Source organism: Phycisphaerales bacterium (assembly GCA_040221175.1).
Lineage (GTDB): Bacteria > Planctomycetota > Phycisphaerae > Phycisphaerales > UBA1924 > JAHCJI01.
Genome location: JAVJVK010000019.1, coordinates 526,197 through 546,723 on the forward strand (window position 1 = coordinate 526,197; position 20,527 = coordinate 546,723).

The following is a 20,527-nucleotide window of genomic DNA, read 5'->3' on the forward strand; positions in this document are numbered from 1 at the left end:
CACACACCCGACCGACGCGTAACCCCGCTCACGAGACTCTTGAGCGTCGACCGCCGACGGAGAACCCATGGCCCAGACCCAGCACGCCAAGCTCAGTTCGCGATACTGGATCAAGCAGGTCATCCTCACAGTCCTGGTCGCGGGCCTGGGCGTCTGGGGCTTCCTGGATGGCTTCATCCTCTATCCTGCACAAGCCGTGAAGTTCGCTCAATGGACCGAGTGGGAGTACCTGAGCTTCCTGGACAGCCCGCCCCCCGCCGCATCCGCTGGCGCCAACCTCGGCGTCGCGAGCATTCCCGATCCGGCCGAAACGTTCGAGCGGCTGGGCAGCCCGGGCTACAACCGCAACCCTGCCACGCTCGACGACGTGCGCGGCAACTGGCTCGATGCGCTCAGCATCGTCGGAAGGCTGGAGCCGCAATACACCACCTACCCGCGCGAGAATCCGGACGAGGGCCAGGTGGGTTCGCCATTCGAGCGACTGGCCGAACTGCGTGAGACCTGGGGCGACATCGAACGGGGCAATGCGCCAAAGCGTCGCAGCCGCTTCGATATCATGGCCCAGTACCCCATCTTCCTGGTTGGAGCCGGCTTGGCGCTCTACTTCGCGTATGGCCTTGTCCGAGCGGTCGGAACCCGGTACGTCTGGGACCCCGTCGCCAAACGCATCACGCTGCCCGGCGGCATCGAGGTGACCCCCGAGCAGGTCGAAGAGTTCGACAAGAGCCAGTGGCACAAGTTCTACGTCGTGCTCCATCTGAACGAGAAGCACCCCACGCACGGGGGGAAGAACATCAAGGTCGACCTCTACCGCCATCAGGGCGTCGAAGACTGGATCCTCGAGATGGAACGCGAACGCTTCCCCGAGCAGGCCGACGCGACGCCCGACGATGCGACGACCTCGGAGCCCACGCAGGCCGATGACGTCGAGCCGAACGCCGACACCGACGAATCCCAAGAACCGGGCAAGACCATCTAGCCCCCCTCACGTCGGAGCGCACGCATCTGGATCGCCTTCGCCATCGTGCTGACGGTCGTCGCCCTGATCGCACCGGCGATCGTGCTCATCATGCTCCCCGGCCTGTGGCTGATGACGCTGGCCACGCTCATGGCCAACGCCGTTGGCTACTGGATGGGCTTGTGGCCGGGGAAGGACCCGCTCATTTCCTGGTGGGCCTTCGGCTTCATCCTGCTGTGCACGCTCGTATCGGATGCGGTCGACTGGACCGCCGGCGTGTTCGGCGCCAAGCGAATGGGAGGCTCAAGGAGCGCCATGGTCGCGGCCTTCATCGGCGGCATCATCGGCGTTGTCGCGGGCACCATCTTCTTGCCCATCCCACTGGTGGGCACCTTGATCGGGGGCGCCACCGGGGCGGGGCTTGCCGCGACGCTGGTCCAGCGCACCACGCCCGAGCAATCCTGGAAGCAGTCTGCGAAGGTTGGCGCTGGAGCCTCGGCGGGCTGGTTCGCCGCCATCGTTGTAAAACTCGCCCTGGCCATCATCTGCGCCGTGCTGCTGATCATTGCCGCATGGTCTACCTGGTAAGCTTCATCACCTCGGAAGAAGAAAGATCGACGAGAGAACCATGACACCAACCACGACCAGCGAAACCAAGGGCGCCTCCATCAAGCAGTTCGTGCTGGACACGAACGTCCTGCTGCACAATCCAAACGCCCTGTTCGTCTTCCAGGAAAACAACGTCATCATTCCCTTCGCCGTCATCGAGGAATTGGACAAACTCAAGCGGCAGGAAGACGACATCGGCCGCAACGCCCGCGAGGTCATTCGCCGACTCGATCGCCTCCGCGCCAAGGGCACGCTGACCAAGGGCGTTCGGTGGGGAGACAGCAGCCCGCAGGCGGGCGCTGCCGCTTCTACGGCCAATGGCTCCACGGGGCTCATCCGCATCGCCATCTCCGACACCGACCGCCCGCACGCCATCGCCGAAGACACCAAGGACAACCGCATCATCGCCGTCGCGTGGGAACTGCACGAGAAGGGTGATCGCACCGTTTTCGTCTCCAAGGACCTCAACGCGCGCATCAAGAGCGACGCGATGGGCATCCCCACCGAAGACTTCCAGAATCAGAAGATCGACGCCGACCGGCTCTACACCGGTTACGTCACCGCGTCGGTCGAAGGCCACTTGATCGACCAGCTTTACGACGAGCGAATGTTGCCCCTCAAGCCGATCCACGCTGCCATTGCCGCGGATCACGACGAAGACGACCCAACGCTTCCGGCCGAGCCCGAAGAGATCCTGCCTAACGCGTTCGTGCTGCTGAAGGATGAGCAGGACGAGAACCACACGGGCCTGGCCCGCCGGCTGGCCGACACCGAACACCTCATTCCGATCAGTCCGCCACGCAAGCCCATCTTCGGCCTCTTGGCCCGCAACGTCCAGCAGACCATGGCCCTCGACCTATTGATGGATGACGAGATCCAGATGATCACGCTGCTGGGCAGCGCGGGCACGGGCAAGACACTCCTTGCCCTGGCCGCCGGCATGGCCAAGGTCTTCCAGGAGGGCCGCTTCGACAAGCTCCTCGTCGCGCGCCCCATCATGCCCATGGGACGCGACATTGGCTTCCTGCCCGGCGACAAGGACGAGAAGCTCTTCGCCTGGATGCAGCCAATCTTCGACAACCTCGAGTACCTGCTCAGCACCCGCGGCGCGCACGGCCAGGCCGCCGACAGCCACACGAACGAGCAGCGCATCGACAAGATGATCGCCGACGGCAAGCTCGTGCTTGAGCCGCTGACCTACATCCGCGGCCGATCCATCCCCCACCAGTTCATGATCGTCGACGAGGCCCAGAACCTGACGCCGCATGAGGTCAAGACCATTGCAAGCCGCGTAGGCGAGGGCACCAAGCTCGTTCTGACCGGCGACATCGGCCAGATCGACAACCCATACCTGGACAGCTCATCCAACGGCCTGTCGTACGCGGTCGAAAAGATGAAGGGCCTGGGCCTTGTTGGCCACGTCATGCTGCAACGCAGCGAGCGCTCGCACCTGGCCAGCCTGGCCGCCGAGCGGTTGTAAGCTCGATCAAAACGTTTCGGCTGCGAGTTCGCTGGCGTCGATCACCACGCCCTCGGCCGAGACGCGAACCACCATGACGCCGCCCGGTTCAATCGTTCGATCGATCGAGTGGGTCACCTTGCTGCCATCTTCGCCCGTGGTGAACGAGATCGAGCCGACCTGCACCGGCCCCATGCCCTCGTAGATCGTCACGAGGCGACCCGCCGCGATCGTTGATGCCATGCGACCAACGGTCTGGTCAGCCGGCACTTCAAGCGTCATCTCGGGCTCGAGCATGGACGCACCCGTCCCGTTGACCAGATCGAGCCTCACCGGGCCAACCGTGCGAGCCTGGAACTTGGGATAGATCACGACGGCCGCCAGCGCGAAGATTGCAAGCGCAACCAGCAGCGTGATGGCTTGACGCAGTCTACTGGGCCTGCCGGGCGCGGCGCCGCTCATCGGGGCCTGCTCACGTCGAGTTGACGCTTCTGCCGGGTGATCTCCCGCGACATCAACTGTCGCCACTCTTCGGAGGGCTCCATCATTTCGGAGCGTTGTAGCACCTCAAGGGTCGTGTCATCGGCGTAATGGATGCTCCGGCAGGCGAGCGCGAGCCCGCGAACCGCTCGGAGATCGGATGGGTCAATCTGCACTGCCTTCAGGTAAGCCGTGATCGCCTCGCGAGCGTGTCCCATCTCGTAGTACGCCACGCCCAGGTGGTAGCTGGGCCTCGAGTCGCTGGGCATGCGCTTCTGTGCCTCACGGAACATCGTGACCGCCGTCGGCAGGTTGTCATGCTCGAGGTGCAACACACCCAGATTCATGTGGGCGGTCGCAAAGCCAGGATCGAGTTGGATCGCCCGCTCGAGGAGCGCTTGGGCCTGGGCCACGCGCTTCTCTTCGGCCATCTCGTTGTTGTGATAGACCTCATACGCCTGGTTGACCAGACGAACCGCCTCCTGCTTCTGGGCGGTGTTGTCGGGCACGATCTGCCCCAGGTCTTCCTTGAACTGCTTTGTCTTGTCCGTCGCGCACCCGAAACCCAGGGCGAAACAGCAGACGATGGCAACGGCCAACGCACGGTTGGTCATGAGGCAAGCTCCGGCTTTACGAACGTGATGGACAGTTGCCACTGGGTACGCTGCGGCGCCAGGTCCATCCGGGTAATCTCGACACCCGGCACCATATCCTGAACCTGCGCCACCCACCCGATCAAGGCTTCGAGGTCTCGGCTCGTCACGCGATCATACTCGTAGATCTGTTCGATGATGTCGCCCTGATCATTCTGGCGCTGACGGGACAGCGGCGGCGCCGGAGTGAGGCCCACGGCCTGGGCGGCAGAGTTGGCCAGCGTCGTGAAGTTGGGTACCGAGTCAAACCTGCCCGCGCCGGCGGCCGCCGTGGCCTCCCGATGACGTTGCAGGCGTGCGGCTTGCATGCGAACACTCGTCGCCGTGCTGACTTCCTGCCGGCGCGTGTCCATCGCGCTCGAGAGCACCGATCGACCAAACATCAGATAGATCAGCCCGACCAGCACGACCAGAATGCCCAGGTACAGGAAGCCTCGGGGCTTGTTCCTCTGCTCGCGCGCAGCAGCCCGCGCCGCCAACTCGGAACGACTGACCGTCGTGCCTTCTCTTTCGAACTCACTCACGGCTGGCCTCCCTGTCGCTGCCAGGTGCCCGCCATCCGCACCGTGTACTTCGAGCCCTGGGCCGTTGCGTTGGCCTGCCAACGGATCGGTCCGCTGTTGAGCTCCAGGTCGCTGATCAATGCATTGATCTTGCCGACGATTGAGGCGTCTTCGGTCGAGAGTTGAACCGTGAAGCCCGCCGCAGCGCTGGCATCGATCCGCTGCAACTCCACGTCACTCCCGAGTTCACTCAACAGGAACGACAACGCCTCCAGTTCCCGCACGATGGGCCTGCCGGGGGGACGCGTGACCTCGCTGGCCTTCGTCGCCTGATCCACGACGCTTCTCAGCTTGAACAGGGGCACGATCGCACCCGTGATCTCGCCGGGAATGTTGAGTTCCTGCTCCACCTGTTCGATGTCGGCCATGTACGCCTGGCGCACGCGATCGGCATCGTCGCGAACCGCCGGAGCCTGGCTTTGCCATCGGAATCCAACCGCCGCCAGCGCCAGCCCACAGCAGGCCAAGGCCAGTCCGGCAAACTGGAAGACCCGCCGGGTTGAGCGGCCGGGCCGCAGCGCAAGCGAGGACAGTGCGTGCCCCGGGGCAACTTCAACGTCGCTTCGATCACCACTCGCTCGCAGCAACTCGAGCACCGGGTCCTCGTGGACGTCGATATCCAGAACCGCATCGGGCCACGTGTCCGCCAGAGCGGACGCGACCCCCGGGGCCGACAGGGCCTCCCGGTCGCCCGTTGCCTTCTCGCCCGCCAGTTCACAGGAAGAAAGCAGGATGCGACCGGGCGCCACGCCCACCTGCGTGCTCCACGCCACCCAGTCGTTGACAAGGCGCGCGACGTCGTGACGCGTGACGACTGGGCCGTCATCGTGCAGCCCGAGCCGAAGTGAACCCGCCGCAAGCACGGCGCCATCTCGACACCAGGCCCAGAGCAATCTCCCCGAAGGCGCTACCAGCACACCCCCGCTCACCGTCGGGCTCTCGGCGACGACCCTCGAAGAATCGACAGCGGTCGCCGCGCCGGGCGACGCCATCCAGCCGAGGACGTGCCAGAGGCTCGTCACCCCCGAAAACCCGACGCCCTGACGATCGAGTTCGTCGATGAACAAACGCACGATCGAATCGGGCGCGACCACGACGCCGACACGCACGCCCTCGGCCCCGTCGTAAGCCGGGCCCAGCGGTTCGATGGCGGCTTCGACCGGTGAAAAGCGAGCGCCCAGGACTTCGCTATCTTCGATTTCGTCGTCGACGCCAAAGTCCGCGTCGAAGTCGTCATCGGGCGCCTCGCCTCCACGTCCGTACGCGCTTCGGACCGCGCCGGCTTCGGCGGCCGCGGCGTGGACCCACGCGCAGTGGGCGCCCGCCGTGTCGATGACGATCAAGCCAAGGCGGTCGCCGTCCACCGACAACCTCTGGGCGAGCCACTCCGCGGCGGCTGCTGCGTCTTCGCTTGCCTCGGACGCGTAGCGACCATCAATGCGCGGGCTGGTCCATACGGCAGCCGCATGCTGACCGATCAGGCGCACCGCCCGGATGCGATCGCCACGCTCGTCGCGCTCGATGAAGCAGACGCGTTCGCTCACCGATCGTCCTCGGCGCCCGGTTGGCCGCCACCGTTGTTGCTCCCGTTGCCCGGTGCCGCCCCGCCGCCACGACGGCTGGTGCCGCTGTTGCCACCACCACCGCGACCGCTCTGTCCGCCCTGCCCCTGCCCGCCGGCGCTCGAGCCGGATTGGGCCCGCTGCATGGCCGTCGGAACGCGCGTTCGGGTCACGCCTTGCTCTTCGAGTGTCTCGGCCTTTGGCGTGGCACCCGGGGGCGTGATGATCTGGCTGCCGCCCGCAGCCTCTCCCCCGGCGCCCATGTCGCTCACCATCAGCATGGGCTTGCCCACAGTCAGTTCGCGTTCCTGGCCGCGATACCGCACCCGGGCATACCCGGGCTGAACTTCGAGCACGTCGACCGAGCCGCCACGCTGCCCCTCGGCGATCGCGGTCTGGGCCGCGCCCTCTCGGATGACCGCCATCATGGAGCCCGGCTGCCCGATGGCAGCAACGAGCACGATGTCCTGCGGCGGTGGGGTTTCGCCTCCACCCTCTTCGACTCCCTTGGTGGGTTCCTGCACCGGTTCAAGGCTGTACACCGACGAGAGGCCCGAGGCGATCAACGGCGGGAAGACGTCGTAGCCATCGTCGGTCCCGCCGACGGTCGCGGGCGGCGGCGGCGGCAGCGTCGGGTCGGGTGCCGGCTCGACTTTCCGATCCACAACCACGGCTCCCAGGGCCATGCCAACAAAGACCACGCACGCAACCCCCGCGGCGATCTGCATCGTCCGGCGCTTCTGCATGGTGCTCGCTCGACTCTGTCTGGTTGCCATTCGTGGTTCCCCTATCGACCGCCCGTGCGGCCTCAAGTTTAGCGTCTGCCCGCCGCGTACTCGACCATCTCGCGCTCGTCCATCCGCCGCCACAGCAGGAAGGGGCCGAGCGGGGTGAATGCGCCACTATCGGCACGCTGGCGAATCTCACGCCCGTCGACCTCGACGATGGCTTCATACATCGATCCAACCCGGTCCCGTCGATCAAGCACCGAGATCCGAAGCCGCCACAAGTCCGGCTCGCCCACCAGCAGTCGCTGCATCGTCCGGCGATCCTCCATCTCCGTGGCATAATCGGCGATGATCGATCGGAGCCACTGGGTGCCGCGAGACGTGTCGGCATCTTCGCGTGCCAGCACGATGTCGCGAGCCATCGCCGAGGCCTGACCATCGCCGATCATGGGCGCAATCGCCGCCGCGAGCACTTCTTCGGGCGCCGTCACGGCACTGATGGCTACGGGACCCACGGCTCGGGTCCACTGTTCGAGGACCTGCTCGTCGCCCGCTCGCATGAGGATGCTGTCGTACGCGCTCTGGGCGAAGGGCAATTCAGCCTCCGATACCCCCTCGAACGAAGACAGGATGGATCCCTGCGCGTCTTCGATGTCCAGGCGGATCGTCCGTCCGCCATCCATCGTCAGGTCCAGCGCGTGCCCGCCCTGCTTGGCGATCTCGTTGAGCCGGCGACTGGCGCCGGTGAGCCATGCGCCGGCCACCTCACGAATGCCGCGTTCCAGGTGGCGATCCTGCGTCCATCGCATCTGGCGGATGGTCGATCGCGTCTGCTGGCCCTGGCGCTCGAGCATGACCGCAATCGCCATCGTGGCCACCATCGACAGAATGACCACCAGCGGCAGCGCAAAGCCTCGGGATCGACGCCGGTTGGCAGCACGGGAGGCCATCAATTCGTCCCCCCACCCAGGCCGGACGTCCGGCCATCCTCGCCCGTCTCGCTGATCGGCTCGTCTTCCGCATCGGGATCGCCGAATGCGTCGCCTTCTTCGGCATCAGGATCGGTACCGATCGTCCATGCAAGTTCGAACAGCCAGGCGACGGTGACGTTCTGGGCCGTCGTCATTTCAAGTTCGGCATACGCGGCCAGATCGAGCTCGCCCAGGACCTCGAACCGATCGCGCCACTCACCCTCCTTAAAGAACCGCCAGCGCGCCCAGACGATGCTGTCGATCAGCATGACCGCTCCGTCGACGAACGCAGGATCCAGGCCCTCCGATTCGATTAGCTCCGCGTCGCCCTCGTCTCCTGCGATGGGAATCCACCACATGCTGAACACACGCAGACCGAGTTCGTTCAGCCGCCGCTCATCTCGGAAGACGAATGCGCCACGCACGGCGCCCTCTTCGTCGACGGACGAACCGACCTCGACGGTCTCCAGGCCCAGCTGCGCGATCCGCATTCGGCGGAGCGTGTCGGCGTACGATGGAAGCACGCAAGGCGCACTGAGCGCAAGTTCCAGGCGCTGGGGCATGGTGCTTTCGGGCTGGCCCAGCCCCTGTTGACCGATGCGAACGCGCCGAACCATGGGCTGGCTGCGAAGCCTTGGGTCTTGCTCCAGCAGCACGCGCGGCCGGAAGCTGCTCGCCGTGGCGGCCAGATCGTCCAGGGTGTCCTGCTCGCTCTGTTCGCCCTGACCGCCGCCCAGGCCACGGCCGTCGGCAACAGCGGCCTCGGCCTGTTCCTGGGCAGTCCGGGCTGCCTCGGCCGTCTGCTGCTCCTGGCGAGACATCACCAACAGCGAGCCCAGCGCACGGCTGACCACCCGCTGCGTGCGCTGGAGCTGGAAGCTCTCTTCGGCACGCACCTCAGCGATCGAATCGGCGCGCTCCATGGTGTGGAACATGCCCATCGCCGCGAAGAGGATGACAGTGCCAATGACGATGGCCATGGAGAGTTCGATCAGCGTGAAGCCGGGCTTGTGGGTGGCCATCAGTTTCCCCCCATCGCCCCGGCACCGGGCGCCTGAGAACCGCCCGACCGGGTCGAGGCGCCACCGCCCATGATCCCTTCCATGATGCTGCCGTCCTTGATCCCGCGCTCAAAGGTGTCGGGGTTTCGGCTCGCCAGCGGATCAAGCATCCGCCGGACGATGATCCCCGGCGTGCTGGGACCGGGTGCGTAGGCGCCGCCGCTGTCTTCGTGCAGCCACACGCTGACGGTCAGCTCACGAAGCCGCGTCAGCGACAGCGGCGTGGGCTCGTCGGTCGCGTTGGGGTCGTAGACCTCGATGGGCGCCGAGTCGTAGGTCCAGCGGTAGAGATGCCGGCCATACGCGATGGGTCGCCCGCCCTCAGGCATGCCGTTCGGATTGTCCAGGTACATCACAACCACGCGGTTGGCCACCTCGGACGCGCCCGCGATCTGCTCGGCCCGCTTCTGCTGGAGCACGAGGTAGTTGAGCGCGCCGAACACGCCCATGGCCACGATGCCCAGGAGGGCCGAGGCGAGCACTGCTTCGAGGAAGGTCATGCCCCGCCGGCTGCGTGCAGGTTGGACGGGTCGAGCGGTCATGGCTTACTGCGTACCGCTCTCGTCCAGGGTCCAGACGTTGATATCGTCGGCGGTGGTGTATTGGCCATCCTCGCCCGCGCTGATCAGGTCGAAGTCTCGACCGTCCTGGCCCGGTGCGGCGTAGTAGAACGGCTTGCCCCAACCATCCATCGGCACCGACTCCACGAAGCCGGGAGCGAGCGCATCGAGCGTGGGCGGGTACTGGTTGTTCACGCCCTGATACTCCACGATGGCGCGCTTGAGCGTGGTCATGCTGGCCTTGGTGCCGGTCGTCTTGCCGCGCAAGAGCGCCGGCCCGAAGGCGACGGTGGCCACGCCCATGAGCACGCCGATGATGAGGATCACCAGCGTCAGTTCGAGCAGCGAGAAGCCGCGTCGGGCGTGATGTCGATTGTAAGACCGTGTGTTCTTCATGATACTTCCTCGCTCTCTCTGCCTCGCATCACCATGATGCGCTCGCCGCGCGACGCTGTCGGTCGACGACGAATTCCCCCTCAACCCATGTCCATATTGGCCGTTGCCGTAAAGAGCGGTAGCATGATCGCCAGCACCATCGACCCGATCATCAGGAACATGAAGATGATCAAGCCGGGCTCGAGCACCGCAAGGGCGCGCGTGCTGCGACGCTCGACTTCCTCGGCCATGTCGTCGGCAAGGCTCTCGAAGGCTTCTTCGAGGTCGCCCGATCGTTCGGCGGCGATGAGCAGCTTGCGCACCGGCAGCGGCAACGCATCGACGTCTTCGATCAATTGCGCGAGCTGGCCACCCTCGACCAGCCGGCGCTGCAGCGTCTGTAATTGCTTACGGAGCTTGGCGTGGCTGACGGTCCGATACGCCACGACGAGCGCGTCGGCCAGCGTCACGCCCGAGCGGGTCATGGCGGCCATGACCGAGAAGAAGCGCGTCGTCTCCTGCGCGAGCACGAGCTCGCGCATGCCCGGCAATCGGCGGACGACGTTCCACACCGCGAGGACCACGGCCTTGCGCATGATGATGCCCGCGATGAGCAGCCCCAGCACGATCAGGAAGAACACGCCCAGGTTGTCGCGGATGGTCTGGCCGGCCGTCATCAGGGCGACGGTGAACCAGGGCAGTTCGCTGCCCATGCTGGCAAGGCGAGAGCCGATCATGGGCACGATGAAGGTCAGCATGCCCCAGCCGGCCAGGATGCTCACGCCCAGCACGATGATCGGGTAGAACATGAGCGTGATGGCTTGGCTGCGGACCTTGACCTGTCGCTCGGCGGTCCTGGCGATCTGGGCGCATGCGCCCCCAAGGTCGCCCGTGCGTTCGGCGGCCCGATAGACCGCGGAGGTCACCGGATCGACGATGCCGACCTTCGCACACGCGTCGGCGAACATCGAGCCTCCGGCGACCTGCGATCGCACTCGGCGGATGCGGTCGGCATGGCTGGCGTCGACGGCCGAGGCGGTGACGTCCAGGGCCTCGACCAGCGGTACGCCGCGGGAGACCAGTTGGCCCAGCACTGCGTTGAACTGGGCCTGGTCCTTCAGGCCCATGCGGCCGGCGCTGCCCAGCCACGCGGGCAACCGCCGAGACCACACGAGCACGCGTCGCTCACGCCCGAGCACGGATGCCAGTGCCCGCTCGCTGGCGGCGCTGCGGACCCCCAGACGCTTGCCGCCCGTGGGGCTGGACGCCAGGAAGAGGTATGGAGATGGACCCTTGGCGGCTCTGGACATTCGTGTTCCGTTCGTTCCCCTGATCGGTCATCGAGCCACCGAAGCGACAGCCCCGGCGTTGCGTGCAACGGCCCGCACGAGAGTCTAGTTCGGTCTGGCCACGCCGCAAGCCTCAGGCGCGACAGCGCCGGCTTATTGCGCAAGGTCGGTGTCCTGGGTGTCAGATCCTGCCCGGTTTGAAGGCAGCCCGGGCCGGATCCGACAAAACGACTCGCCCACAGGGATGCCGGGCCCGGGATCCTCCGTCATCGGGCGAATCGGCTGGGTTCAGGTCGTACGGCCTGACATGCCCTTGAGGGACGCCGATATCGCGGCTTCATGGAGCGGGATGCTGGCCTCGTCCATCGCCTGCTTGGCCCGAGCGAAGGCCTCGGGATCGACCGCCCGCCAGTCTTCCTGCGCCTTCGCGGCCATCTCGCGGACGGTCTGGACCGAAGCCTCGATGCGGCCTTGCAGGTCGTCGGACAGTTCGTTGCCGACACGGTCCAGGGCTTCGGAGATCCACTTGATGTCAAGCGAGGCATGCGCGACCAAGTCCACGATGCGGTGCCGGGTCATGTCGTCCCGGGCGTGCTCGATGGCCTGGGCCTCGATCGTGTCGACCTCTTCGCGCGTCAATCCATGGTTCGGAATGACCTGGAGCGTCGCCGTCTGCCCCGATCGCTTCTCGATCGCCGAGACGTTGAGCACGCCGTTCGCGTCGACGAGGAATTCGACTTCGAGTTGGGGCACCCCCGCCGGCATGGGCGGAATGCCTCGGAGCTTGAACATTCCCAACTCGCGGCAGTCCTCGGCCATCTCGCGTTCGCCCTGGAGGACCTTGAGCTCGATGGCGGTCTGGTTGTCCACGCTGGTGGAGAAGGTCTCCTTGGCGCGCGCGGGGACGGTGGCGCCGGCGACGATGAGCTTGGCCACGGCGCCCCCCACCGTCTCGATGCCCAGGCTCAGGGGGATCGCGTCGAGAAGGAGGCTGTTGCGGCTCAACCCTGCGAGGGTGGACGCCTGCACGGCTGCGCCCAATGCAACGACGCGATCGGGATCGAGAGCGGTATACGGCTCGAGCCCGAAGAACTGGGCAACGGCGCGGCGCACGGCTGGGATTCGCGTGGATCCGCCAACCAGTACGACCGCATCAATGGTCTCTCCTCCCGGCTGATTGGCCGCGGCACGCCTGGCCCGCTTGCAGGCGGCGATCGAGCGATCCAGCCAAGGCTTGATCAATGACTCGAACTCTTCTCGCGTGATGGTGCGTTCGTAGGTTCGGCCCTCGCCCAGATCGATGGAGATGGTCGCGGCCGTGTCTTCGCTCAAGCGGTGCTTGACGCCCTGAGCGAAGGTAAGCAACGCTCGACGCGTCTGGGGCGGCAATGCGCCGAGGGCGTCGGCAAGCCGATCGGGCAAGCCCAGATCGAATCGCTCGTTCGCCTCGGTCAGGAACAGGCCGACCAGCGCATGATCGGCGTCGTCGCCACCAAGCCGGGTGTCGCCATCGGTTGCCAGCACCTGGAAGATCGCCGGAGAGTCGCTGCTTGGGCCCGGCGTGATGCGGAGGATGGAGATGTCGAACGTGCCCCCGCCGAGATCGAAGACCGCGACGGTCGCGGGCTCCACGTTCGACCGCTGGGCGGAGCCCAAGCCGTACGCGAGCGCTGCCGCAGTCGGCTCACTGACGATGCGAACGACGTCGAGCCCTGCGAGCCTGCCGGCGTCTCGGGTGGCCTGTCGCTGCCCATCGTCGAAGTAGGCAGGCACGGTGACGACGGCTCTGCGGACGGACTCGCCCAAGGCTCGCTCGGCCTTGCGCTTCATCGTGCGAAGGATCTCGGCAGATACCTCCTGGGGCGTGAGGATGGCGGTCGACCCATCGGTCTTGGGGATGGCCACGGCCGCCATGTCTCTGGGGCCCTGGAGCACTTGGTAAGGCAGATAGGGAATATCGCCCGCCGCGTCGGTGAGGCTGCGGCCCATCAGCCGCTTGACGCTGGCGATCGTGGTGAGGGGGAATTCCACGGCCCGTTCACGGGCGTCGAGCCCCACGATGGCGTCCAGGGAGCCGTCGGGCCGTGGCTCGTAGCGAACGACGCTGGGGACGATGCCAGAGCCGGCGGCATTGTCGTCGAGGATGCGGGGGCCGCGATCGTCGGCATAGGCCGCCAGGGAATTCGTGGTGCCCAGGTCGATGCCGATGATGGGCCCGTCGTCATGAGAATCTCGGGGAGGCATTCCTCAAGGCTAGCGGGAGATCACCGACCATCGATCCGGGGCGGGGGAGTTCGCCATGCCAGTGCCTGGATTCGTTCGACGAGCGCCCGGCCATCGATGGCGGCCGGCGTGGCCCCGGTCAACGAGACCGCGAATCGTCGGCGGCCGCGGTCATCCTCGATGTCGATCAGAGCCATGCTTCGGCCGCGAGGCGGCGACCAGTCGGCCGAGGGTGAGATGCGCTCGGGATTGTCCGGATCGGCCAGCGTGCCCGGGCCGATCAGACGCCACAGGCGATCGATCTCGGAGGGGCTGAGGCGCCGCAGGATGGGTGGGTACACGGTCTCGGGCGGCATCGGCTGGTCGACGGTGCGTGGCTGGCGATCGGCAACCCGGAGGGTGCCATCCGGCTCGATCAGGTAGACGCCCGGAGCGAATCGCTCGGCGGCGATCGTGTCCACGACGTAGACCTCGGCCCGCACACTCAGGCCGGCGGGCGCCCGAAGGGCGACCGGATCGGGCTGGGGCTCTGGCGGCCGTGAGCGGCACGCAGGGACGGCCAACGCCGACAGGACCAAGACGACCAGCGTGAAGGACCGAGTGTACATTGCGAAGCCTACGACGCTGGCTCGCATCGGGGTACCGGGTGGGCCCTACCCTTGGCCCCTATGGACGCAAGCCTGAGATGGCTCGCCTCCCTGCTGGGGGGCGAGGGTGCAAGTTCGCCGCTGACCGTCGAGGAGGTCGACGCCGCGCTGACGGCAGCGGGCTTCCCGCTGGATGGCGTCGAGCCGAAGGGTTCCGACGCGTTGCTGGACGTCGAGGTGACCAGCAACCGAGGGGACTGCCTGTGCCACCTGGGCCTGGCGCGCGAGATCGCGGCCATGACCGGGCGGGCGGTGACGCCGCGGGAGATCGGCGAGGTCGCGCGTGGGCCGGCGGTGGGCGATCACCTGACGCTGGAGAACCGGTGCTCGGGCGGCGATCGGCCGGCGTGCCCAACCTTCACGGCCCACGTCATCCTGGGCGCGAAGATCGGCCCGAGCCCGGCCTGGCTACGTGAGTTGCTCGAGAGCGTGGGACAGCGGTCGATCAACAACGCCGTGGACGTGACGAACTGGCTGAATCTGGAGCATGGCAATCCAAGCCACGTGTTCGATCTCGACACGCTGGAGGGTAAAAAGCTCATCATCCGTGAGGCAGTCGAGGGCGAAGCGCTGGCGACGCTGGATGGCGTGTCGCGGAAGCTCAACGCCGGAGAGATCGTGGTCGCCGACGCGAGCAAGGCGACGTCGCTGGCGGGGGTCATCGGCGGTGCCGACTCGCAGGTGAGCGAGGGAACGACGAACATCGTGCTGGAGGTGGCTACTTGGGACCCCGAGCGGGTTCGCCAGGCCAGCCGGCGGCACGCGGTGCGGACAGACGCGAGCCACCGGTTCGAGCGCGTCGTCGATCCCCGGACGTGCCTGCCCGCGGCGGAGATGGCGGCGCGGCTGGTCGCGGAGTTGACCGGCGGTACGCTGTGCGAGGGGGCGCTCGTCGAGGGGGCGCCGTTGCCCGAGGGCAAGGCCATCACGCTGCGGCCCCAGCGATGCTCGGCGGTGCTTGGCATCGAGACGCCGGCCGACGAAATGGTGCGGCTCTTGCGTTCAGTGGACGTGCAGGTTCGGGTGCAGGACGATGCCCTGGCGTGCACCCCACCGCCGAGCCGGGCCCACGACCTGACGCGCGAGGTCGATCTTATCGAGGAGATCGCCCGGCTGCGGGGTTTCGACGCTGTGCCGCTGGCCCGGCGGCTGGCGATCAAGGCCCAGCCGCCCCAGCCCGAGGAGCGCGCGATGGAGGGCATCGCGCAGACGTTGACGGCCCTTGGGTTCTATGAGACTGTCACCTTCAGCTTCACGAGCCCGGAGAAGGCGACGCCCTTCCTGCCTACGGGTGCATCGCTGGTGAACGTGGACGACGACCGCCGCGGGGCCGAGCCCACGCTGCGGCCCAGCGTGCTGCCGAGCCTGTTGACCTGCCGGCGGCTGAACCGCGACGCCCAGGTACACCAGGACGGAGGCGTGCGCTTGTTCGAGGTGTCGGCGACGTTTTGGTCGATGCGTGAAGGGACCAACGAAGAGTCTCGCAAGATCGCCATGGTCGTCGATGCCGGAGGCGAAGGACCCAAGGCCAAGGCCGAGGACGTGCAGCACGGCGTGCGGGTGGCCAAGGCGGCGGTCGAGTCGATGGTCGCCCTGTGCTACGGGCATGCAGCGAGGGTGCGGGCCAAAACGGGCGGTGACCTGCCCGCGGCGCTGGACGCGGCCAACGCGGGGCGGGTGTTCGTCGAGGCTGACGACCGACGCGTCGAGCTGGGGTACTTCGGCCTGCCGACAAAAGAGACGCTGGATCTGTTCGACCTGCAGCGGCCGGTGATCGTGGCGGAGCTTGAACTCGAGCCGTTGCTCAAGGCGTACCCGCCTACGCCGCGGGTGAGCGCGTTGCCGGCGTTTCCGGGGATCGAGCGGGATCTCTCGGTGGTGGTCCCAAGCGGGACGGCGTGGGCAGCGATCGAATCGACCGTTGAGGGGCTCGATCTCGATCGCCTGCAGGGCATCGCGTTCGTGGGCACCTATACCGGCAAGCAGGTGGGCGAGGGAAGGAAGAGCGTGACGCTGCGGCTTGGGTTCCGCGATGCTGAGCGGACCTTGCGGCACGAGGAGGTCGACCCGCAAATGGAGCGGACGATTTCGGCGCTTCGGGACGCGGTCGGCGCGGAAGTTCGCGCTTAGTCAATTCGCAACGATGTTGACAAGCCGGCCCGGGACGGCGATGACCTTTCGGACGGTCTTGCCTTCCAGCAACGGTTTGATCTCTTGGTGGTCGAGCGCGATCGCCTCGAGCTTCTTCGCGTCGGCGTCGGCGGGAACCATGATGCGGGCCTTGACCTTGCCCAATATCTGCACGGCGATCTCGACCTCGTCGTCGACGAGCTTGCTCTCGTCGTACTTGGGCCAGGCGCTGTTGTAGAGCGTCTGCACCTGCTGGCCGGCATGGTCGACGCCGCCGAGGCGCTCGTGTAATTCGTCGGCGGTGTGGGGCGCAAAGGGCGCAAGCGTGGCGGTCACGCGGCGTGCCTGCTGCTGGGTAAAGATTGGTCCGCTGCCGGCCTTGGTCGTGGCCAGATTCACCAGCTCGATCATCGCGGCGATGGCGGTGTTGAAGCTCAGGCGTTCGATGTCGCCCTCGACCTTGGCAATCGTGCGGTGGAGTTGCTTATCGACATCCGCGTTCTCGGCGTCGGCCAGGCGGGGCTCGCCGGACTCTTCGTCGATGATCAGCCGCCAGAGGCGCTGCAGGAATCGGTGCAGGCCCATGATGTCGCGGGTATTCCAGGGCTTGCTGGCTTCCAGCGGGCCCATGTACATCTCGTAGAGGCGGAAGGTGTCGGCCCCGAAGTCGGCGATCACGTCATCGGGGTTGACGACGTTCTTCAGGCTCTTGGACATCTTGGCGATGGTCTGGGTGACCTTCTCGCCCGTGGCGCGCTCGACGTATTCCGGCGCGTCGTCGGTGCCGACGTTGTCCACCTGGTCGGTCGGCACCAGCGTCTTGTCCTTGCGCTGGTACGCAAAGCTCGTGATCAGGCCCTGGTGGAACAGCTTGCGGAAGGGCTCGGGCGAATCGACGTAGCCCAGGTCGTGCAGCACCATGTGCCAGAAGCGGGCGTAGAGCAGGTGCAGCACGGCGTGCTCTGAGCCGCCAATGTAGAGATCGACGCCGCGATCGCCCAGCCAGTAGGCCTGGGCTTCCCTGGATACCAGCGCGTCGTCGTTGTGCGGGTCGGCGTATCGCAGATAATACCAGCAGCTTCCGGCCCAGCCGGGCATGGTATTGGTTTCGCGGTAGACCACGGTGTCGGGGTCGAGTGCCGAGCAGCCGGCCGCGCCCGCGGTCGTGCGGACCCAGTCGCTCGCCTTGGCCAGCAACGGCTGGGGGTCTTCGCTCTCGGCGGGCTCGTAGTCGGCGATGTCGGGCAGCTTCACGGGCAGGGCGTCGGCGTCGATGGGATAGTGGTCGCCCTCTTCGGTGAAGACGATGGGGAAGGGCTCGCCCCAATAACGCTGGCGGCTGAACAGCCAGTCGCGCAGCTTGAAGTTCGTGCGGCGGCGGCCGATGCCGGTTTCGTCGAGCCAGTCGGTGATGGTCGCCTTGGCCTTGCCCGTCGGCATGCCATCGAGCGAGACGGTCGAACCCTCAGCGGTGGCCGTCGAGTTGGCGGCGTAGCCGTTGCCGTCGTAGGACTGGCCCTGGCTGGCGTAATACGTGCCGCTGGCGAAGACGTCACGGAGTTTCGCGAAGTCGCCGTTAAAGAGGCTGTCGATGGTGTCGATCCACTGGCCGCGAACGGCCCCGCGCCAGCGTTCGGTGTCGGCCAGGTCTGCCGGGCTGGCGTCGACGAGTTCCTTACGCTCTTCGGGCACGGGACGCTCGCCCCGCCGGTTCATGCGCACGTGGGTCAGGGCGTGGTCGAACTCCTTGGGAGGCACGTCGTTGCTGGTGACGTAGCCCAGCATGTCGGCCAGGGTCGTCTGCCAGTCCTCGTCGTCGGTCTCGCCCGGGGCGGCGTTGGCGGCGTAGTACGCCATGGCCGAGATCGCCAGCGGGTAGACCACGTCGCGGATGGGCAGGCCGAACTTCTCGGCGAACTCGAAGTCGCGGTCGTCGTGGGCGGGCACGGCCATGATGGCGCCGTAGCCGTAGCCCATGAGCACGTAGTCGGCCACGTACACGGGCACGCGCTGTTTGGTCAGCGGGTTGATGGCATGCAGGCCGGTGAAGACGCCGGTTTTCTCCTTGGCGGTTTGGCGGTCAACGTCCGAGGTGTTGCGGGCCTTCTGGACGTAGGTGCGCAGCTCGTCTGTCGGTGTCTCTGCCCGGGGCGTACGCAGCACGGCATCGACCACCGGGTGCTCGGGGGCGATGACCATGAATGTGGCGCCGAAGATGGTGTCGGGCCGCGTGGTGAAGACGCGCAGGGCGGGCGGCAGGTCGGCGTCGATGTCGGGGTCGCTGGTGTCGATGTCCAGGGCGAAGTCGACCTCGGCGCCCTCGCTCTTGCCGATCCAGTGACGCTGCTTGCTTCGAGTGTCTTCGGGCCAGTCGAGATCATCCAGCCCTTCCAGGAGGCGCTCGGCGTAGGCGGTGATGCGGAGCATCCATTGCTTGAGGGGCTTGCGATACACCGGGTGGCTGCCGCGCTCGCTCTTGCCGTCGATGACCTCTTCGTTGGCCAGCACGGTGCCCAGCTTGGGACACCAGTTGACGGTCTGCTCGCCGACGTAGGCCAGGCGCTGGTCGTCGATGACAGCTCGCCGTTCGGTCTTATCAAGCTCGTGCCAACGACGCACGACGCCGGGCTCGCCGCCCAGGGCCGTGAGCGTCTTGCTGGTGCGTCCGACGTGGACGAGCGAACCGTCACCGCCGATGCGCAGGTCGCCGCTTTCGAGCTCGCTGCGGAGTTCGGCAATGGGCCGGGCCTTCTCCTGCCATGGGTCGAACCACGAGTCGTAGAGCTTCAGGAAGATCCATTGCGTCCAGCGGTAGAAATCTTCGTCGATGGTCGCGACTTCGCGCGACCAGTCGTAGGCAAAGCCGAAGCGCTGGAGTTGGCGGCGGAAGGTGTCGATCGTGCCGCGGGTGAAGCTTGCCGGGTGCTCACCCGTGTTGATGGCGTGCTGCTCGGCGGGCAGGCCGAAGGCGTCCCAGCCCATGACGTGCAGCACGTTGTGGCCGGCCATCTTCTTGTACCGTCCCAGGATGTCGGTAGCGGTGTAGCCCTCGGGGTGGCCCACGTGCAGGCCCGCGCCCGAGGGATAGGGAAACATGTCGAGCACGTAGAACTTGGGCTTCGAGGCATCGAAGCCCGGCTGGCCCGGATTCGGACGGTGGTGCACGCCCGCATCGAGCCAGCGTGCTTGCCACTTGGGCTCGATGTCATTGGCCAGCGCGGCGTTGTAGCGGTGCGCTGGGGTGGTCGAACTCGTTGGAGCGGTCTCGGTCATGGTGGCCCTCGTTCGGGCCGGCATCGTAGGGAGCCGGCTCGCCCGGCGGGGCCGATCAGAACCGGAACTGGAGCCCGGCATACAGGCCCTGGTAGGAGCCGTTCCACTCGAATTCGTTCACGCCGCTGCCCTCGTTGAGGAGGAAGATGGTGCTCCGGTAGCCGATCTGTGCGCCGAAGTAGTCCACCGGTCGCCACTGGAACCCCACGCCGATATCCCAGCTGAAAGTCTTGGCGTCGACCGGCCACAGCCCGAAGTTCGTGTACAGGTCGATCGTGACGTCTTCGAAGATGCTGAAGGCGCCCTTGAAACCGGCATGAGGCTCGAAGAAGGTGCGATCATCCGTGTACCGATCACCCGTATCCAGGTTCTCGATCTCGAATTCGAAATCGTACAGCCGCAGCCCGGCCTCGGCGTCGAGGCGAAACCGGACCTTGTGCCCCTTCGCGTCCGTGCGAGGGCTGATCGGTCGATCGAGAATCGTGTGGGCCAGCCGGACATCGATCTGGGCGTACGTGTGCCCGATGCTCGTCCGCTGGCCGCTGGCGACCGCGACCGTCCCCAGAACAAGGTCTTCCTCGGCCGTTGCGATCTGGCCGTCAATGTCGTAGAAGAGGCCAATGGCGTTGATTCGCCAATCGCCCCGGCGCAGGCTCAAATCGAATCCCGGCATCAAACGCGGGGCATCGAGATTGAGGTCTTCAAGTTCGACGAGTGAGCCGCGCATCGAGCCTCCGGGCAGCCGGATCTCACCGGCCGGAGCGGTGAATCGCGCCATCGGCTCGACCTGGACGTGCCAGTCCACGGGCGTGCCCGCGGGGGGCGCCCCTTGATGTGCCACGCGTGAGGTGGCATCCTCCTGATGGATGAATCGCAACGATTCGGCTCGATGGGCCAGCCCGGCAGAGGCCAGGCCCAGCGTCACGAGGATGGTCAGGTTGGCTCGAGAGTGCCAGTTCACGCCGGCTCCTTGGCGTCGCGTGGGT

18 protein-coding genes and 1 pseudogene are annotated in these 20,527 nt (G+C 66.4%); 4 read left to right on the plus strand and 15 right to left on the minus strand.

The annotated features are described in order from the left end of the window. Positions 1 to 67: 67 nt before the first annotated feature. The 3 genes from RIE32_14460 to RIE32_14470 are packed head-to-tail and all read left to right on the plus strand — an operon-like array spanning position 68 to position 3,047. A complete protein-coding gene (locus RIE32_14460) occupies positions 68 to 979 on the plus strand; it encodes a hypothetical protein (GenBank protein ID MEQ9097454.1) in 912 nt (303 codons plus the stop codon). Between the two features lie 45 nt (positions 980 to 1,024). Continuing rightward, entirely contained in the window at positions 1,025 to 1,546 is a 522-nt protein-coding gene (locus RIE32_14465; GenBank protein MEQ9097455.1) for a DUF456 domain-containing protein, read from the plus strand. Between the two features lie 40 nt (positions 1,547 to 1,586). Further along, a complete protein-coding gene (locus tag RIE32_14470) occupies positions 1,587 to 3,047 on the plus strand; it encodes a PhoH family protein (protein MEQ9097456.1) in 1,461 nt (486 codons plus the stop codon). A gap of 6 nt (positions 3,048 to 3,053) precedes the next feature. On the opposite strand, the gene RIE32_14475 is transcribed toward RIE32_14470, so the two are convergent. The 12 genes from RIE32_14475 to RIE32_14530 form a co-directional block, all read right to left on the minus strand. Further along, entirely contained in the window at positions 3,054 to 3,488 is a 435-nt protein-coding gene (locus RIE32_14475; GenBank protein ID MEQ9097457.1) for a hypothetical protein, read from the minus strand. Continuing rightward, positions 3,485 to 4,120 (minus strand): tetratricopeptide repeat protein, encoded by a 636-nt coding sequence (locus tag RIE32_14480; protein ID MEQ9097458.1) that lies wholly within the window; start codon positions 4,118 to 4,120, stop codon positions 3,485 to 3,487. Before RIE32_14480 ends, RIE32_14475 begins: the two co-directional genes overlap by 4 nt. Beyond that, entirely contained in the window at positions 4,117 to 4,683 is a 567-nt protein-coding gene (locus RIE32_14485) for a hypothetical protein (GenBank protein ID MEQ9097459.1), read from the minus strand. Before RIE32_14485 ends, RIE32_14480 begins: the two co-directional genes overlap by 4 nt. After that, positions 4,680 to 6,266, minus strand: a complete 1,587-nt coding sequence (locus RIE32_14490; protein ID MEQ9097460.1) for a hypothetical protein — start codon at positions 6,264 to 6,266, stop codon at positions 4,680 to 4,682. Before RIE32_14490 ends, RIE32_14485 begins: the two co-directional genes overlap by 4 nt. Beyond that, positions 6,263 to 7,060 (minus strand): hypothetical protein, encoded by a 798-nt coding sequence (locus RIE32_14495; protein MEQ9097461.1) that lies wholly within the window; start codon positions 7,058 to 7,060, stop codon positions 6,263 to 6,265. The genes RIE32_14490 and RIE32_14495 overlap by 4 nt, the downstream gene beginning before the upstream one ends. A 38-nt stretch (positions 7,061 to 7,098) precedes the next feature. After that, positions 7,099 to 7,962, minus strand: coding sequence for a hypothetical protein (locus RIE32_14500; protein MEQ9097462.1), 864 nt, complete (start codon positions 7,960 to 7,962; stop codon positions 7,099 to 7,101). Then, entirely contained in the window at positions 7,962 to 9,005 is a 1,044-nt protein-coding gene (locus RIE32_14505; protein MEQ9097463.1) for a prepilin-type N-terminal cleavage/methylation domain-containing protein, read from the minus strand. The genes RIE32_14500 and RIE32_14505 overlap by 1 nt, the downstream gene beginning before the upstream one ends. After that, the gene (locus tag RIE32_14510; GenBank protein MEQ9097464.1) at positions 9,005 to 9,586 is read right to left on the minus strand and encodes a hypothetical protein; all 582 of its coding nucleotides are present in this window, start codon (positions 9,584 to 9,586) and stop codon (positions 9,005 to 9,007) included. Before RIE32_14510 ends, RIE32_14505 begins: the two co-directional genes overlap by 1 nt. A 3-nt stretch (positions 9,587 to 9,589) precedes the next feature. Next, positions 9,590 to 10,000, minus strand: a complete 411-nt coding sequence (locus RIE32_14515) for a type II secretion system protein GspG (protein MEQ9097465.1) — start codon at positions 9,998 to 10,000, stop codon at positions 9,590 to 9,592. Between the two features lie 80 nt (positions 10,001 to 10,080). Beyond that, complete coding sequence (locus RIE32_14520; protein ID MEQ9097466.1) at positions 10,081 to 11,289, minus strand: type II secretion system F family protein; 1,209 nt, start codon at positions 11,287 to 11,289, stop codon at positions 10,081 to 10,083. 267 nt (positions 11,290 to 11,556) lie between these two features. After that, positions 11,557 to 13,512: an Hsp70 family protein gene (locus tag RIE32_14525; protein MEQ9097467.1), complete on the minus strand. Its 1,956-nt coding sequence runs from the start codon at positions 13,510 to 13,512 to the stop codon at positions 11,557 to 11,559. Between the two features lie 20 nt (positions 13,513 to 13,532). Next, complete coding sequence (locus RIE32_14530; protein MEQ9097468.1) at positions 13,533 to 14,099, minus strand: hypothetical protein; 567 nt, start codon at positions 14,097 to 14,099, stop codon at positions 13,533 to 13,535. 60 nt (positions 14,100 to 14,159) lie between these two features. Between RIE32_14530 and pheT the strand changes: the two genes are divergently transcribed. Further along, complete coding sequence (pheT, locus tag RIE32_14535) at positions 14,160 to 16,268, plus strand: phenylalanine--tRNA ligase subunit beta (protein MEQ9097469.1); 2,109 nt, start codon at positions 14,160 to 14,162, stop codon at positions 16,266 to 16,268. On the opposite strand, the gene RIE32_14540 is transcribed toward pheT, so the two are convergent. The 3 genes and pseudogenes from RIE32_14540 to RIE32_14550 form a co-directional block, all read right to left on the minus strand. After that, entirely contained in the window at positions 16,269 to 18,887 is a 2,619-nt protein-coding gene (locus tag RIE32_14540; protein MEQ9097470.1) for a class I tRNA ligase family protein, read from the minus strand. Between the two features lie 156 nt (positions 18,888 to 19,043). Further along, positions 19,044 to 19,622: pseudogene (locus tag RIE32_14545) on the minus strand (class I tRNA ligase family protein). Further along, a complete protein-coding gene (locus RIE32_14550) occupies positions 19,597 to 20,502 on the minus strand; it encodes a hypothetical protein (protein ID MEQ9097471.1) in 906 nt (301 codons plus the stop codon). Before RIE32_14550 ends, RIE32_14545 begins: the two are co-directional and overlap by 26 nt. Positions 20,503 to 20,527: the final 25 nt, after the last annotated feature.